This window comes from Halalkalibaculum sp. DA384 (assembly GCF_043951955.1).
Classification (GTDB): domain Bacteria; phylum Bacteroidota; class Rhodothermia; order Balneolales; family Balneolaceae; genus JAMQKA01.
Genome location: NZ_JBINJE010000108.1, coordinates 1 through 604, shown reverse-complemented (window position 1 = coordinate 604; position 604 = coordinate 1). Strand labels below are relative to the sequence as shown.

Below are 604 nucleotides of genomic sequence, written 5' to 3'. Positions count from 1 at the left end.
TAACGTGAGTTCGACATAAGGGTTGCTAAAATAGCAACAATTGTCCGGTATCGACATAAGTTTGCTTCAAGCTGGGCTTTTTCTCGGTGAAGTTGTAGGCGATTAAGGCCGAGAACAGGTTCGTCAGGAAATTTTTCGGGCTCCGATGCCGGGAATGCTCAATTTGGAAAATATTCTTAAGCTGATCGATGATGGTTTCGCAGATGGCTCGTTTGCGCAGCAGGATGGCATCGGCCATGGGCGTCACCAGCTTGGTTTTCATGTTTTTACGCAGTTTGGTGACCAGGTGTATGCCTTGGAAAAATAAATCTTCAAACAAGGCTTTCGACAGGTAGCCTTTATCGCCGAAAAGTTTGCCAAATAGCTTGTCGATAAAGCCCTTCATTTTCAGGGGTTGTCGATCGTCGGTATTGCCAGGGGTGAGCATAACATCAACCACGTGACCGGTGTCACTGGTAATCAGATGCAACTTAAATCCATAAAACCAGCCGATCGAGCAGTGCCCGCGGGTGGCTAATCCCTGGAACACTTTGTGGCTGTGAATACGTCGGTTGTCACACACGCGAAGCGGGGTCGAATCGATAAAGCTGATGCCGGTGCACGG

Annotated in this window: 1 protein-coding gene; it reads right to left on the bottom strand. The window is 48.5% G+C overall.

All coding sequences use genetic code 11. The features are described 5' to 3' along the window. Positions 1–25 precede the first annotated feature (25 nt). Positions 26–604: IS982 family transposase (locus ACG2E4_RS18475; RefSeq protein WP_395277511.1), on the bottom strand; the 579-nt coding region annotated here is incomplete at its 5' end.